The 14,218-nt window shown below is 58.7% G+C and carries 15 protein-coding genes; 11 read left to right on the forward strand and 4 right to left on the reverse strand.

What is annotated here, in order from left to right:
- Positions 1 to 52: 52 nt before the first annotated feature.
- Genes CAP13_RS03220 through CAP13_RS03230 form a run of 3 tightly spaced genes read left to right on the forward strand, consistent with a single transcriptional unit; the run spans position 53 to position 3,353 of the window.
- The gene (locus tag CAP13_RS03220) at positions 53 to 1,012 is read left to right on the forward strand and encodes an SDR family NAD(P)-dependent oxidoreductase (RefSeq protein ID WP_085830195.1); all 960 of its coding nucleotides are present in this window, start codon (positions 53 to 55) and stop codon (positions 1,010 to 1,012) included.
- Positions 1,013 to 1,023: 11 nt separating this feature from the next.
- Positions 1,024 to 2,097, forward strand: coding sequence for a glycosyltransferase family 4 protein (locus CAP13_RS03225; protein WP_085830196.1), 1,074 nt, complete (start codon positions 1,024 to 1,026; stop codon positions 2,095 to 2,097).
- A complete protein-coding gene (locus tag CAP13_RS03230; protein ID WP_085830197.1) occupies positions 2,094 to 3,353 on the forward strand; it encodes a polysaccharide biosynthesis protein in 1,260 nt (419 codons plus the stop codon). Before CAP13_RS03225 ends, CAP13_RS03230 begins: the two co-directional genes overlap by 4 nt.
- Before the next feature lie 14 nt (positions 3,354 to 3,367).
- Here CAP13_RS03230 and CAP13_RS03235 read toward each other — a convergent pair whose 3' ends face one another.
- From CAP13_RS03235 to CAP13_RS03245, 3 genes are read right to left on the reverse strand one after another with little or no spacing between them, the layout of a single operon-like run.
- Positions 3,368 to 3,973, reverse strand: a complete 606-nt coding sequence (locus tag CAP13_RS03235; protein ID WP_085830198.1) for a DapH/DapD/GlmU-related protein — start codon at positions 3,971 to 3,973, stop codon at positions 3,368 to 3,370.
- Positions 3,974 to 3,975: 2 nt separating this feature from the next.
- The gene (locus tag CAP13_RS03240) at positions 3,976 to 4,317 is read right to left on the reverse strand and encodes a DUF2304 domain-containing protein (RefSeq protein ID WP_085830199.1); all 342 of its coding nucleotides are present in this window, start codon (positions 4,315 to 4,317) and stop codon (positions 3,976 to 3,978) included.
- Between the two features lie 3 nt (positions 4,318 to 4,320).
- The gene (locus CAP13_RS03245; protein ID WP_085830200.1) at positions 4,321 to 5,007 is read right to left on the reverse strand and encodes a glycosyltransferase family 2 protein; all 687 of its coding nucleotides are present in this window, start codon (positions 5,005 to 5,007) and stop codon (positions 4,321 to 4,323) included.
- A 177-nt stretch (positions 5,008 to 5,184) separates the two neighbouring features.
- On the opposite strand from CAP13_RS03245, the gene CAP13_RS03250 reads away from it, so the two are divergent.
- The 6 genes from CAP13_RS03250 to CAP13_RS10395 all read left to right on the forward strand — a co-directional run bounded on the left by CAP13_RS03250 (position 5,185) and on the right by CAP13_RS10395 (position 11,588).
- Positions 5,185 to 6,033, forward strand: a complete 849-nt coding sequence (locus CAP13_RS03250) for an NAD-dependent epimerase/dehydratase family protein (RefSeq protein WP_085830201.1) — start codon at positions 5,185 to 5,187, stop codon at positions 6,031 to 6,033.
- A 3-nt stretch (positions 6,034 to 6,036) separates the two neighbouring features.
- Positions 6,037 to 6,843, forward strand: a complete 807-nt coding sequence (locus CAP13_RS03255) for a glycosyltransferase (protein WP_085830202.1) — start codon at positions 6,037 to 6,039, stop codon at positions 6,841 to 6,843.
- 93 nt (positions 6,844 to 6,936) lie between these two features.
- Positions 6,937 to 7,836, forward strand: coding sequence for a glucose-1-phosphate thymidylyltransferase RfbA (gene rfbA / locus CAP13_RS03260; protein WP_085830203.1), 900 nt, complete (start codon positions 6,937 to 6,939; stop codon positions 7,834 to 7,836).
- A 10-nt stretch (positions 7,837 to 7,846) separates the two neighbouring features.
- Positions 7,847 to 8,869 carry a dTDP-glucose 4,6-dehydratase gene (gene rfbB, locus CAP13_RS03265; RefSeq protein ID WP_085830204.1) on the forward strand — a complete coding sequence of 341 codons (1,023 nt, stop codon included), beginning with the start codon at positions 7,847 to 7,849 and terminating at the stop codon, positions 8,867 to 8,869.
- A gap of 12 nt (positions 8,870 to 8,881) precedes the next feature.
- Positions 8,882 to 9,466: a dTDP-4-dehydrorhamnose 3,5-epimerase family protein gene (locus CAP13_RS03270; protein ID WP_218775295.1), complete on the forward strand. Its 585-nt coding sequence runs from the start codon at positions 8,882 to 8,884 to the stop codon at positions 9,464 to 9,466.
- A 94-nt stretch (positions 9,467 to 9,560) separates the two neighbouring features.
- Positions 9,561 to 11,588, forward strand: coding sequence for a DUF6541 family protein (locus CAP13_RS10395; protein ID WP_342743208.1), 2,028 nt, complete (start codon positions 9,561 to 9,563; stop codon positions 11,586 to 11,588).
- Positions 11,589 to 11,595: 7 nt separating this feature from the next.
- Here CAP13_RS10395 and CAP13_RS09640 read toward each other — a convergent pair whose 3' ends face one another.
- Positions 11,596 to 11,790, reverse strand: coding sequence for a hypothetical protein (locus CAP13_RS09640; RefSeq protein WP_143764876.1), 195 nt, complete (start codon positions 11,788 to 11,790; stop codon positions 11,596 to 11,598).
- 103 nt (positions 11,791 to 11,893) lie between these two features.
- Here CAP13_RS09640 and CAP13_RS03285 point away from each other — a divergent pair, with 103 nt between their 5' ends.
- Together CAP13_RS03285 and CAP13_RS03290 are read left to right on the forward strand one after the other, a co-directional pair.
- The gene (locus CAP13_RS03285) at positions 11,894 to 12,964 is read left to right on the forward strand and encodes a glycosyltransferase family 2 protein (protein ID WP_085830207.1); all 1,071 of its coding nucleotides are present in this window, start codon (positions 11,894 to 11,896) and stop codon (positions 12,962 to 12,964) included.
- A gap of 15 nt (positions 12,965 to 12,979) precedes the next feature.
- Positions 12,980 to 14,215, forward strand: coding sequence for a glycosyltransferase family 2 protein (locus tag CAP13_RS03290; RefSeq protein ID WP_085830208.1), 1,236 nt, complete (start codon positions 12,980 to 12,982; stop codon positions 14,213 to 14,215).
- Positions 14,216 to 14,218 lie beyond the last annotated feature (3 nt).

Raw genomic sequence — 14,218 nt, forward strand, 5'->3', positions numbered from 1 at the left:
CCCGCCATGATCTTGAGCTGGCAGAAAATGAGGCACGGGCGGTGCGCGCTTGATGGCGGGGGAACGACGGGCCCTTGTCATCGGAGCGGCGGGGTTTGTTGGACCCTGGCTTTGTCGTGAGCTCATATCGCATGGATGGCAGGTTGTCGCCGCCGATCGCAACCCATCCGCCATTCCGTCAGAGATCTCTGATGCTCGCGGTGTCGATCTGACCGATGCTGCGTCTGTCTTACGCCTGGTGCAAGAAGCGGAGCCCGCGGCAGTGGTCAATCTTGCAGCCGTATCCTCCGTTGGCCTATCGTGGCGGAGACCCCAGGACACCGTGACGGTGAACGTTAATGGGGCGATCAACCTATTTGAAGCGGTGCGTAGGGCTCCCACAGAACCCATCATGCTCATCGTGGGGACATCTGAGGAGTATCTACCGAGTTCCGGACCACTTGCTGAAACGGCTCCTCTCGCTGCAACCAACCCCTATGGGATTTCCAAGCAGGCTCAAGAGCTGTTCTCGCATCTGTATGCCACGGAGTACGGGCTGAGAGTTATCAAAACCAGATCCTTCAACCACACGGGCCCCGGCCAGGCGGATGCGTTTGTGATCTCCAGCTGGTGCAAACAGGCGGTCCTCATCGAGCAGGGGAGACAGGAGCCAGTGCTCCATGTGGGCAACCTTGCGGTTGAGCGCGATTTCTCTGATGTCCGCGATGTCGTTCGCGCGTATAGATTGTTGATCGAATGTGAATCGAGTGTCGGTCAAACAGTGAATGTCGGCAGCGGGACGGCGCGCTCCCTCGCATCTGTGGGCGAGCTAATCCGGTCTGCTTCAGACGCCTCGTTTAAGATCGTCGTGGATCCCAGCCGTGTCCGCTCATCTGATACCCCACGGATACAGGCGGATATCGGCAGGATAGAGAGGTTGGTCGGTTGGAAGCCCGAGATACCTTTCGATCAGACAGTGCGAGATATGATCGAGTATTGGCGACACAATCTCGATGCCTCCGTTGCGCATTAGAAGGAGCTCGTATGCCGGCCATCCCGATCGTACTTGACAACATTGTTTTCAGCTTGCAAAAAGCCGGAGGTGCTTCAGTCTACTGGCGCCAAATTGAGGAGGGGATCGATCGCGATGATAGGTTCAACCTCACAATCCTCGAGCGTCGCGAGGCACAGGCGAACACCGTTCGTCAGCGCCTGAAGATCTCAAAAGGCAGCACGCTTATCGAGAGCAATGACAGCCCGCTCAGGTGGGCACAGTTTGCGCCGGTTGCGAGCCCCGTTCCTGACGCTATCTTCCATTCGAGCTGCTATCGCGTTTCAAAGACGGCGGGTATCACAAACATCACCACTGTCTATGATTTCATCTGGCAGCATTACATCAAAGGGGTCAACCGCGCAGTGCACATGGCCCAGATTAGGCATGCTGTGAAACGCTCGCAGGCGCTCATCTGCATCTCTGAGAGCACCCGACGTGATATGGAGGAGTTCATACCAGAGTCTCGCGGTCGACTGACCCGGGTAATCCCCCTTGCCTATGATGCCGATTCATATAGATACGTCGAACGCGAGCGCAAGCCCCAGGTCGCCTTCATTGGAGCGCGTACCGGGTACAAGAACTTTCCTCTTGCGGTGGAAGCCGCCAGTCTCTGCCCCGACGTTACCCTTGTCATCATGGGTGCAGGCTTAACCGATGAAGAGAAGGCGTTTGTCGAGGAGAGGATTCCAGGACGATGGAGATCCCTGATCTACCCGTCCTCAGAAGAGGTTTGCCGCATCTTCAGCGAATCGATCGCCCTGCTGTATCTCTCAGATTATGAGGGGTTCGGGATACCCGTGCTTGAAGGCATGGCGTCGGGCGTGCCTGTGATCGCACAGCCGAAGAGCTCCATCCCCGAGGTGGCAGGAGCTGCCGGCGTCCTTCTTGATGACGTTCGGCCTCAATCGGTTGCCGCGGCGATTTCTGAATTGAAAGAGAATTCAGCGCTCTTCTCTCAACAGGTCAGCACTGGTCTCGAACGATCTCGTGCGTTCACATGGAAACGAACGATAGAGGAGACAGCCTCCTTCTACAAAGAGATCCATGAGGAGTTTGGAGTATGAGAGGTGAGCGCGAAGACGTGACGGCCTCTGCCCCACAGCCTCTCTCAGTGCGTGCCAACTTGATATGGAACACACTGGGTGCCTTGTTCTACCAGGGATGCCTCTGGCTGATCACGGTTCTCGTCGTCGTTCTCTCCAAGGGCTACGATAATTCCGGCGCTCTTGCCTATGGCATGGCGCTCGGGAACATCCTCTACACGATCGCAACGTACAACATGCGCAGCGTGCAGGTCTCCGATGCGGAAGATCGGTTTTCCGCACGCGAGTACATTGGATTTCGTGTCGTTACCGTTTGCGTCGCCGTGCTGTCCATGAGCATCTATACGATCCTAACGACCTCCTCGCCAACCCTGCTCGTCGCAGCTCTCTGTTTCTTCCTATTCAAGGTTGATGAGTCGTTTTGCAGCGTGTACTACGCAATCGAGCAGAAATCGGAGCGGATGGATTTCATTGGCATTTCGCAGGCGTTGCGCGGGGTCATTATCCTGCTCGCTTTCTCGCTCAGCCTTGTTCTCACGAATAATATCAACATTGCCGTGATCGCGATGTCAATCGGTTGCATGACGGTTACTCTGCTCTTCGATGCCCGGCACGCATCCTTGTTTGGTTCGATTGCACCCTTAGTGAGCACATCCACGGTATTGACGATGTTCCGTCGCTATCTCCCCGCGTTCATTGCGCTCCTCTGCTATGGATCCGTGGTGTCCCTTGCCCGTCAGATCTTTGGCAACCTATACGGAGGAGATTCCCTTGGTGTTTACGCTGCTGTCGCGACTCCTACCGTGATCGTGCAGCTGGCCGCTTCTTTTCTTACTGCTCCTTTTGTGGTCGGGCTCGCTCGCGCGCGCGCAGATCGCGACCGGCGCGCGCTTGTACGCGGGCTCCTCACGATCATCGGCGGTCTGCTCATTGTTTTCGTTATATTGGTGATGCTTGCGGCCCTATTTGGAGAGGCGGCGCTCGTTAAACTCTACGGACCATCGATCGCTGAGAGCGCGCACCTGCTCGTTCCTGTGATCATCGCGACTTCCGAGGTGGCTTTCGCAGCGGTTTTCCTTGATGTGTTGGTGGTGATGGGCCAGCTTCGTGGGCTTATGATATCCAATCTGATTGCCGTGGCCGTGTGCTTGATCGTTTCCCAGCCATTTATGGCCTCATTTTCGATGGCGGGGATCAATTGGACAATCATGGTCTCATTCGGCATTGCGCTTCTCATCGACGCAATTCTCTTCGCATGGTCAGTATCTAGGTTGTAGTGGCCGTTTTAGGATCACAGAACAGGGTCCCATGACTTAGTGGCGGGATCATATCGCTTGATCACCTGTGCCGGCACGCCAGCAGCGATGCATCCTGCAGGAATATCATGGGTGACCACGGCGTTTGAGCCAATGACGGAGCCGTCGCCAATGCTGACGCCCGGAAGCACGCAGACGTTCTCTCCAAGCCACACGTTGTCACCGATGGTGACGGGGGCCGACGTCAAGGGTCTGGCAGCAGGATCGGTGTCTGGCGCAGACGATCCACCGCCCGTGTAGCAGCCGTGTGCACAGTCGCTGATGAACACCTTTGACGCGGCGAGGAAGTTGTCTCCAATGCGGACGCGCTCCGCAGACACGATGTGAACTTGGTCACCGAGCCGTGCGTTCTCGCCCAGCGTGAGCTTCACCGCACGGTCATCACGTCCGTCTCCGATGATCTCGATGCGGCAGCGGTATCCTGTGGTGAAACCAGCGCCAAAGCGCAGGCGTGGCTTACCTCGCAAGTAAAAAGGGAAGCGGATAAGGCGCGCTCCTGGAAAGAACAGACGCGTGCGTATGGTCGAGACGATCATCTCGAGCACTTCGGCCGGCGAGTAGAAGTTGTCGATCAGATACATCGCTATCTGCCCTCAGGACCATGCTCATCAAGGGCCATCTCTTGCACCAAGGTGGTGAGCTTGGAGCGTAGCTGGGATAGAGACATTTGCAGCGTGAACTCGCGAATCAGAAGCAGGGCGATAACCACCAGGAACACAAAGTTTGACGGGGAGGTGATGCCGAGCATCTGGGAGAGGGCGATGGGCACTCCGGGGAAGATGGCGGATAGCAGGATGCTAAAGCTCAATATGAGCCAGAAAAGCGAGTCCCCGACGCTGAACTGGCCTTTGCGGATTCGGCGGGCGACAAAGGCTGTCACCATCAAAGCGGAAACGATGAGCAGGATGCGAAGAGTGGTGGCCATAGATTATCTCCTGAACCATTGGGCAAAGAGGATGGAAGCGAAGGCGGTCGCCATGTAGGAGATGGATTTCGAAAGCGTGAGATAGCTCTCGCCGGCCATACGCTCGCGCATGCTTACCTGAACCTCGCTTACGTGCGCGCTTTTCTTCCTGATGAGAAAGGCGAGGGTGTCAGGTTCAGGAGACAGATCGCCCCGCGTGGCGAACTCCTTGATCATGCGACGGTTATAGAGTCGCATGCCTGATGTGGGGTCGTTGATCTTTGTGCCGGTGGTCAGCGCGATGATGGCTGAAATCATATTCGAGCCCAGCATGCGCAGAGAGCTCGGCTTTGGCTCGGTGACAAATCGGGAGCCGATGACGATGTCGGCGTTGTCATCGATCATGACGTCAACCAGATCAGAAATGAAAGTCGGCATATGTTGGCCGTCGGCATCGAACTGAATGGCGCGATCGTATCCGTGTCGCATCGCATACTTCATGCCGGTCTGAAAGGCTCCGGCAAGTCCAAGGTTCACCGGATGGGACACCACGTTATAAGAGCGTCGCTCGCAGATCTCGCGAGTTCGATCGCGGGAGCCATCGTTCACAATCACATAGTCAAGCTCGGGGGCTTTAGCGATGAGTTCATCGATGGTCGCCTCAATGGAGTCCTCCTCGTTGTATGCAGGGACGATCACAAGGGTTGGCATCGTGTGGGGCCTCCAGACGGCGTGTGATACAGCGTTTCCATTATAACGGTCCAATTGGTGGTGTCGGGAACCCTACGCTTTCTCTATGGTAGGAGCCGGTGCCAGCAGACTGGTTGAGCTCAGAAGAGGGAATCGGGCTATCATACGGTATGCAAGTGGCCTTCGAAGGGAGCGCTCGTGAAGTCGGTTTTAGTCACCGGGGCATCAGGATACATCGGCCAGCATGTGGTCCGCGCGCTGAAGGAACGCGGCGCGCGCGTGATCGGGGTCGACCGGCGCCGACGCGCGGGCGACCTGTCGGATTCGTTCGTGGAGGCTGACCTTCTCGATCCGGCATTCTCGCTCGCAGATGTCCTCACTGAGGTGCCTGATGTCTGTCTTCATCTTGCATGGCGCAACGGATTCGATCATGCGAATACGTCCCACATGCTCGATCTCTCGGCCCACTATCGCTTTGTTTTACAGGTGATCGAGATGGGCGTGGGCCAGGTTGCTGGTATGGGGACCATGCATGAGGTGGGCTACTGGGAGGGTGCCATAGATGAGGCCACCCCGTGCAATCCGCAGAGTCTCTACGGCATCTCGAAGGACGCGCTTAGGCGCTCCCTCATGCTTGCAGCCGAAAAGGCGGGGATCAAGGCGCAGTGGCTGCGCGGCTTTTACATTTACGGCGACGATTCCTCATCGCGCTCGATCTTCGGCAAACTCCTGCGTGCCGATGCGGCGGGCGAAAAGCGGTTCCCGTTCACCTCGGGAAAGAACAAATATGATTTTATCGATGTAGGCGAGCTCGCCCGACAGATCTCGGCCTGCGTCTTGCAGGATGAGGTGCTGGGCACCATCAGCTGCTGCTCTGGTACCCCGCGCTCCCTCGCCGATCAGGTTGAGGAGTTCATCGCCTCACATGGGCTCAATATAGCCCTCGACTATGGAGCATATCCTGACCGCCCCTACGACTCGCCCGGGGTGTGGGGCGATGCGAGCAAGATCCATGCCGCCCTCGTTGCGGCTGGGGAGGTCAGATAGCGCGTGGCGGCCTACACACCCGAAGACCACACCTTCGTGGTCTGCGCCTACAAAGACAACCCATATCTGGGCGACACCATCGATAGGCTTCTCAATCAGTCCGTCCCCAGCACGGTGATCGTCTCAACTTCGACCCCGAGTGATTACATTCGAGGCGTATGCGAAAGCCGGGACGTTTTGCTGGTGGTGAACCCGCGTCCGCATTTCGCCGGCGATGACTGGAACTATGGCTATGATCAGGCGGCCACGCCGCTTGTGACGATTGCCCATCAAGACGATGAGTATGACCGCACGTTTCTTGAGTCAGTGCTTGCAGGGTTCAACCGCTATCGGGCGCGCGACATCCAGATTAGTTTCACAGATTATCGCGAGCTCCGTCCTGAGGGCACTATCGAGTCAAATACCATGCTTCGCGTCAAACGGATCATGAATAAACCGTTCCAGGTTCCCGCGTTGAATGGACGCAAGACCGTGAAGCGGCTGGTTCTCGGGTTCGGTTGCCCCATCTGCTGTCCTTCGGTAACGCTCAACAAAGAGCTACTCGGCCCATATCCGTTCGATGTCACGTTACGTGACAGCTGCGATTACCTCACATGGGTCAACTTGTCATCTAGGCCAGGCCGCTTCCTCTACATTCCAAGGGCCCTCATGGGGCACCGCATCTACGCTGAGTCTGCGACCTCGCGGAATCTATCGGAGAACATCAGGACACGTGAGACCCTTGAGATCATGGAGCGCATTTGGCCTCGTCCGATCGCGCGTCTCATCAACCGCGTGTATGCGAGGAGCGAGAGCCTTAACACCTTGTAGCGCATCGGTTCTTTATGGGGATAGGCGGCTTCCGGGCAGACATACGTATACTTAGAGAATCTGTGGTCGATACGGGACCGAGAAGGAGAGGCTATGAAGGGCATCGTGTTGGCGGGCGGATCGGGAACTCGCCTGTACCCGCTCACCTGCGTGACGAGCAAGCAACTGCTTCCGGTATATGACAAGCCGATGATCTACTATTCGGTGAGCATGTTGATGCTGGCAGGCATACGCGACATCCTTGTCATCACCACACCGCGCGATATAGACCTGTACCGAGATCTTCTCGGTGACGGCTCGCGCTACGGCGTGCGTTTCAGCTATTGCGAGCAGCCCTCGCCAGATGGACTCGCGCAAGCGTTTCTCCTGGGAGAGGAGTTCATCGCAGGTGAGTCATGCGCACTTGTGCTAGGGGACAACGTTTTCTACGGCGGTGGCCTCACTGATAAACTTAGGCGGGCTGCAACCAAAGCCGGTGGCGCCACGGTGTTCGCATATTATGTAGAGGATCCAGAGCGCTTTGGCGTCGTGGAGTTTGACGATCGTATGCGCGCTCTGTCAATCGAGGAAAAGCCTGCCATTCCGCGGAGCAACTATGCGGTGACGGGCCTGTATTTCTACGACGAGCGCGTGGTTGATTTCGCCCGTCGCGTAGTCCCGTCAGACCGAGGGGAGCTTGAGATCTCATCGATCAACCAAATGTACCTCGATGACGGTTCGCTCGATGTCGAGCTGCTTCATCGCGGCTCTGCGTGGTTCGATACGGGAACGATGGACAGCCTGTACCGTGCGGGCGAGTTCGTGCGGACCATCGAGACGAATCAGGGTCTTAAGATCGCCGCCCTTGAGGAGATCGCCTTTCTCAGCGGATGGATAACACGGGATGAGCTCGTCGCGTCGGCAGAGCGATATGGAAAGTCGACATACGGTGCCTACCTCAAGCGGGTGGCGCGCAACACCGTGTATCGGTCAGCCGGTTTCGCATCGGAATAGGGAGTCGGTAATGAACGCGGCGACTTTCACGCCAAAAAACATCATCGTCACCGGAGGCTGCGGCTTCATCGGGTCGAACTTCGTCCACCATGTGGTGCGCGAGCACCCCGAGGTGCACGTCACGGTGCTCGATAAGCTCACGTACGCCGGCAACCCTGAGAATATCGCGGGCCTGCCAGAGGACCGCGTCGAGCTCGTGGTGGGGGACATCTGCGATGCTGATTTGCTTGATCGCATCGTCCCCGGGCATGACGCGATCGTGCATTACGCGGCTGAGAGCCACAACGACAACTCCATCGCCGATCCCAGGCCGTTCCTGCGCACCAACGTCGAGGGAACATTCCAGCTGCTTGAGGCCGCGCGACGCCATGGGGTCCGCTACCACCATGTGAGCACCGACGAGGTCTACGGCGACCTCGCCCTGGACGACCCTGCGCGCTTCACCGAGGACACGCCCTACCATCCCTCAAGCCCGTACTCGAGCACGAAGGCTGCGAGCGACCAGCTCGTGCGCGCCTGGCACCGCACCTACGGTGTGGCAGCGACGATCTCGAATTGCTCGAACAACTATGGCCCCTACCAGCACGTTGAGAAATTCATTCCGCGCCAGATCACGAATATTCTGATGGGACGCCGTCCAAAGCTCTACGGTGACGGCAGAAACGTGCGCGACTGGATCCACACCGAGGATCACAGCTCAGCGGTCTGGGAGATCCTCACGCGCGGTCGGTTGGGGGAGACCTACCTCATCGGTGCGGATGGTGAACGGAGCAACATCGATGTCCTGCGCGCCATCCTCGAGCGGATGGGCCGCAGCTCCGATGATTTCGACTGGGTTCGCGACCGCCCCGGGCACGACCGCCGCTACGCGATCGATGCGACGAAGCTCCGCCGTGAGCTCGGCTGGGAGCCGGCGCACACCGATTTCGCCGCGGGCCTCGACGCCACGATCGCATGGTATCGAGAGCATGAGGAGTGGTGGCGTCCGGTCAAGGAGGCCACCGAGGCGAAATACGCGGAGCAGGGGCAGTGAGGGGAGATTCACATGGCGAATATGCAGTTTGAAAAAACCCTGGCTGTTCATGAGACGGGAATCGAAGGACTCAAAGTCGTTGACCTCACGCTTCATGGCGATGAGCGAGGATGGTTTAAGGAGAATTACCAGCGCGCGAAGATGGTTGAGCTCGGGATCCCTGATCTGCGGATCGTGCAGAACAACATCAGCTTCAATGCTGAGCGAGGCGTGACGCGTGGCTTTCACGCAGAGCCGTGGAACAAGTTCATTTCGATTGCGTGCGGAAGCGTCTTTGGAGCTTGGATAGATTTGCGTCCCGGTCACGGCTTTGGGGCTGTGTACACCAGAGAGTTAGAGCCGAGCACCGCCATTTACGTGCCGCGTGGAGTTGCGAATGCGTTCCAATGTCTCGAGGCGGGGACTGCATATACCTACTTGGTGGATGCGCACTGGTCTGCTGACTTGAAGAGCGCCTATACGTTCGTGAATCTAGCGGATCCTGAGATCGCTGTCGCCTGGCCGATTCCGTTGGAGGAGTCGATCCGCTCTGCGGCCGACCTCGACCATCCCTTTCTTCGGGAGCTTGAAGGCTATTGCACCAGCGGGCGTCTATAAGAGCGGCTTTTCGAACATCCTTTGAACACGTTTTGCATCTTGGAGTTAGAGTATGTGGCTCACCTTCCTGATTGTGTTTGCACTCATCACCGGGATGCTTCTGATCCCAGGCGGTTTCATGCTCTTGGCCGCGGGAAAGCGGCTTAAGACGACCCTTGTATTTGCTCCGGCTGTGAGCATCATCCTGTTTTGCGCCGAGGCCGTACTATTTTCGATGATGAGCATCCCAGCGAGCCCCGTGCTGCTCCTTGCACCACCACTTATTATCGCCGCAGGTGTTGGTGTAGCGCGGGCAGTGCTTGGGAGGCCGCATCGCCGCGATGCCGACCTCTGCAGCCGTCAAGTGAGGCAGTTAGGCGATCGCTCCACGCACGAGGCTGCGTGGCTCGGTTTGTATGTGCTTATTGGTATAGCTTCGACCTTGTTCGTGTTCATCAAGAATCTTGATGGGGCGGACTCGATGTTTCAAGCAATCGATAACTATATGCATATCGGTCTGGTTCGCAGTTTTCTCGATACGGGTGACCTTTCATTTCTCCATGTCTCTCTGTATCAAGATCTTGGCGCAGCGGGGATCTCCTCTGTGCAGAGCAAGATGGGTGGGTTCTATCCGGCCGCCTGGCACATCGTTGTCACCTTGGCTGTCATGGTCACCAATGCACCGGTCACACTAGCGGTCAATGCGATGAATGCTGTGGTGATCGCAATAGTCTGGCCTCTTGCAAGCTACTATCTGCTGAAGCAACTGTTCCACGCGAGCTCTGCTTACCTTGTTGCCGGGGCATTGGCTACGATGTGCATCTCTGCTTCTCCATGGGATTTCGTCATTTTTGGACCACTCTATCCAAACAATCTGTCGAATGTCCTCGTACCTTTGATTTGCGGAAGCTTCATCGTGATGGTGCGCAGGGTTGAACGGGACGGATTCTGCAGCGGGGTTTCTCCGACGGCCATGTTCGTCATCTCATCGGTGGGCGTTGCCCTCGCACATCCAAGCGGCATCTTCATGGCCGCGTTGTTCCTCGCGCCGTTCTGCATCGCAACTGCGCTGCGCATCGCCACGGAGAGGCTCGGCGCCGCCGACCCACGCCGCTTCATCGCGCCGGCGATCGTCGCGGCTGCGGTGCTTGCCATCTGGGCCCTGTGCTACAAGAGCCCCTTCTTTGCTGCGACCGTGAGCTTCAACTGGCCCGCGCGGCTATCGAAGCACCAAGCGTTCATAGACGTCGTGACGCTGGGCATGTCTGGGCACTCGGCGCAGACCCTCGTCGCCGTGCTCGTGTGGCTCGGCTGCATCAAGCTGCTCTCCACCAAGGGTAAGCGCTGGCTGGTCGCCCCGTTCCTGCTCACCGGTTTCATCTATATCGTCGACACCTCAACCGAGGGCACGTTGAAGCATGTTCTGGCCGGGTTCTGGTACACCGACCCGCATCGCATATCGGCCATGGTGGGCGTGTTCGCCGTGCCGCTTGCGGCTGTTGGCATCGCGACGGCGTTCCGCGCCGCCCTCGCATGGCTCGATCGCAGATCTTCGTTCGTGCGTGAGCACCGCGCCGCCTCACGCGCCCTCGCCGCCATCGTCTTGTTCGTCCTCGTGTTCTTTCCGAGCTACAAACTGCGCGGTTACGGTGAGGTGTTCACCGGTTTCGGCTACGTGTCATCAGAGGTGGCGGTCCAGAATGCCGTGGGTTCGGCAAAGTTCCTGAGCAAGACGGAGGAGGACTTCTGCAAACGGGTCCTCGAGGAGCTGCCCGCCGGAACCCTGATCCTGAATTCCCCGAACGATGGATCCGTGTACCTCTACGGGCTTTACGGCGCGAACATCTACTACCGTGATTTCCTCGCCGACAAGGCTGGTGAGACCCAGGAGAGCACCTTGATCCGCGAGCACCTTGATGAGGTGGCCACAAATGAGGAGGTTCGCGATGCTGTTCGCGCCATCGGTGCCCGCTACCTGCTCGTGCTCGATCTCAAGGATCAGGAGGACCCCACGAGATCCTATTCGATCTCGTACTTCCCTGAGGACTGGAAGGGTATCGACGCCGTCAACGACGATACCCCCGGCTTCACGCCGATCTTGAGCGAGGGGGACATGCGCCTCTACCGCATCGACGTGGAGTAACCGCAGCCTACGCTTTACGCCCGCCGCCCTTCAGGAGCCAGGTGAACGAGATGGCGCAGGTGGTACGAAGCGCCGCAGCGAGGTAGGGCCCGAAGGGGAGCGGCGCGAGGGCCGCCATGTTCGGCCAGGGGAGCCACCAGTCGATGGCATGCGTGCGGCAACCCGAGGGGTGCGCCCTCGCCGGCCACCACAACCTCTTCATGGCGAAACCGGGTAGGCACGGCGTATAAGAACCGCACGTCACATGCCGTGCTACCATACCTAGGACACCATGTCCGACACGTCGAAAGGCCAAGGATCGCGTCATGCAAGAGGCCCCCTTGATCTCACTGCTCGTCCCCATCTGCAATGTGGAGCGCTATTTGCGCGAGTGCCTTGACTCCGCGCGCGACCAGACGCTCACCGACATCGAGATCATCTGCATCAACGACGGTTCCACGGACAGCTCTCTAGCCATCATCAATGAGTGCGCTGCCGCAGACCCGCGTTTCGTCGTGATCGACAAGCCGAACTCAGGGTACGGCGACTCCATGAACATCGCGCTCGCACGGGCCCGGGGCACCTACATCGGGATCCTGGAGTCGGACGACTACATGGAGCTCGATGGGCTCGAGACCATGTACCGCGCGGCGGTCAAATACGACGCCCAGGTCGTCAAGACGGATTTCTACCTGTTCTGGTCGAAGCCCACGGCCCGCAATGTGCGCTTCCAGTGGGTCGACGCCGCCCTCGAGGGCCACATCAACCCGCAGGTGGAGCGCGAGGTCTTCTACCGCAAGCCGTCGATCTGGTCGGCGATCTACAAGCGGTCCTTCCTCGAGGAGAACGACATCACGTTCCTCCCGAGCCCCGGTGCCTCATACCAGGACGCGGGCTTCAACTTCAAGGTGTGGTCGTCGTGCACCAACGCCGTCCTGATCGATCGAGCCTTCCTTCACTACCGCCAGGACAACGAGAAGTCCTCGGTCAACAACCCGGGCAAGGTCTTCTGTGTCTGCGACGAGTACGAGGAGATGAACCGCTACCTCGACACGCACTGGCAGGACCGTCCCTACCTCCGTGACATCCTCGGCCGGATGCAGTTCGACAGCTATGAATGGAACTACGACCGCCTGACCGATGACCTCGCGGCGACCTTCCTCCCGCGCATGAGGCAGGACATGGCGGCCGTCCGCGACCGCGGTGCGCTCAACCTCGAGATCTTCGAGCCGGGCAAGCGCGTCTCCCTCGAGCTGCTGCTCGCGCACCCCGAGCTCTACGCTCTGAAGCGTACCTCCGACGGTGCGAAGACGCGCGGTGAGCGCTTCCGCCGCTTGCTCCGTTCCGGCGGCCTTGTAAACACCCTGCGTCTCATGGCGTTCCGCGCCCGGCATTAGAGTGAGGTTTTTCACGTGATCACGGTCAGCATCGTCGTCCCCGTCTACAACGTTGAGCGCTATCTTCCGCGCTGCCTGGACTCCCTCAGGAACCAGAGTTATCGAGCCATCGAGATCGTCTGCGTGAACGACGGTGCAACCGACCGCTCGGCGCAGATCCTCGAGCGTTATCGAGCCGTCGAGCCGCGCATCCGCGTCGTTGAGAAGGAGAACGGAGGCCTCTCGTCGGCTCGAAACGCGGGCATTCTCGCCGCCACGGGCGATATCGTGTGCTTCGTCGACTCTGATGATTTCGTCGCCAAGGGCATGGCCGCATGCCTCGTGGAAGCGTTTGAGGCCACGAACGCCGATGTGGTGACCTTCGGCGGTGAGGTCGTTCCCGCAGGCACGCACGATGCATGGCTCGAGCGTGTTTTGAGTCCGCGCGACAAGGTGTACACGGCCTTCGCGCCGGACATCTTCACCGATGAGGCGGCCGAGCCCTTCGCATGGCGCACTGCCTGTCGCCGCTCCTTCTTGCTTGAGAACAGGCTGCTGTTCGATGAGGAGCTCCGTTACGGCGAGGACAAGATCTTTCACTATGCGGTCTACCCGCGGTCGTCCAAGACCGTCTTCATTGAGGACAAGCTGTATTTCTATCGCGTGGGCCGTGACGGCTCGCTGATGATGTCGCGCAGCGAGGACCGCTACCTCCGCCTGTACGACCACGTGCGCATCGTCGAGCGCATCTCGCGTGACTGGGCCGAAGCCGGGTTCACCGAGCGCTACGGGACCGAGCTTCTGCAGCTTATGGCCGAGTTCGTGCTCATCGACATCATGAGCGCGCCGGTTGAGTGGCGCACGCCGCTCGCGAACTTCCTCGACGCGGTATGGAAGACGTATTTCAGCCCCGAGCAGCTTGATGAGCTCATGCGCGACCGCATATTCGGTTCCATGGCGCGCGCAATCCTGAAAGATCGCAAACGGGCCTTCGGCGTGCAGCGCAAATTCGTGTTCTACCTCAACACCCTCAGGAGCAACCCGCTGTTCTTCGTGCGCCGCTTCGGCTCGCGTCTCACGTCCATCGGTCCCTTGAAGCACGTGCGGCGGGCGGTGGCCGATCGCCTGCCGATGTCATCGCGCCGTCAGGCCGAGCAGCTCGAGAAGATCGCCTGGCAGGTTGCCGAGGCGCATGCCTTTGCGGATTCGATGGCCCTGCTCGACATCGAGGCCGAGGGCCGGGGCGCACGGGATCAGCAGGATCTGGCCTAGCGC

Source organism: Collinsella vaginalis (assembly GCF_900176655.1).
Classification (GTDB): Bacteria; Actinomycetota; Coriobacteriia; order Coriobacteriales; family Coriobacteriaceae; genus Collinsella; species Collinsella vaginalis.